Consider the following 698-nt stretch of genomic DNA (forward strand, 5'->3'; position numbering starts at 1 on the left):
TGCAATACTCTCAATAATTTCTTGCTCATTAATTTCTTCTGTTAGATCAATACAAAATACACAAGCATCAGTATCCCTATAAAATAGATTTCTCATGTCTTTATATTGTGTACCTCCAGCTATCTCCCATAATGACACAGAACTGCTGGAATCTATTTTTCGAGCCAAAAAATCTACGCCTATTGTAGGAGGAGCATTCAATTTAAAATCTGATAAACCAGCCGTTCGACGTATAATCTGGGTTTTGCCACTTCCACTTTTACCAAAAAAAACAACCTTATATATCATGGGGATCCTCAAAAATTATTTATATATAAAAAATTAGGGAAAGATTTATTCTTGAATCATAAAAATGTAATGAAATTCTTAATATAAATTTCCATTAAGTCTTTTTCTGCCAATAACCCATCTATTTCAAGAATATACTTGTCATTTAGCTTTTGAATCACTTCTGCTGCTCGATGCTCATCATCTTCAGAAATGGTTTTATCTTTGACCAATTACAATTTCTCTCGATGCATTATGAAGTATAAGATGGAATATTAAGGTCACTAAAGACTCCTAATAGTCCTTAAATCGGTTGGCCGTTCCATTACTCCCCTGCCCTAATTGTAATTTTTAAACTACAAAACAACTGAGGGGTCAAAAGTAGAAACTGTTTCAGCAAACTCGTTAATCGCATATAGTTCTTTGGATGG

Annotated in this window: 1 protein-coding gene and 1 pseudogene; both read right to left on the reverse strand. The window is 32.8% G+C overall.

All coding sequences use genetic code 11. The annotated features are described in order from the left end of the window. On the reverse strand, positions 1 to 288 hold a 288-nt coding region (locus tag DGG96_RS20565; protein WP_240610485.1), incomplete at its 3' end, for an ADP-ribosylation factor-like protein. Positions 289 to 344: 56 nt separating this feature from the next. Beyond that, positions 345 to 500, reverse strand: a pseudogene (locus DGG96_RS20570) (hypothetical protein); the annotation flags it as partial. Positions 501 to 698 lie beyond the last annotated feature (198 nt).

The sequence above is a fragment of the Legionella qingyii genome (assembly GCF_003184185.1).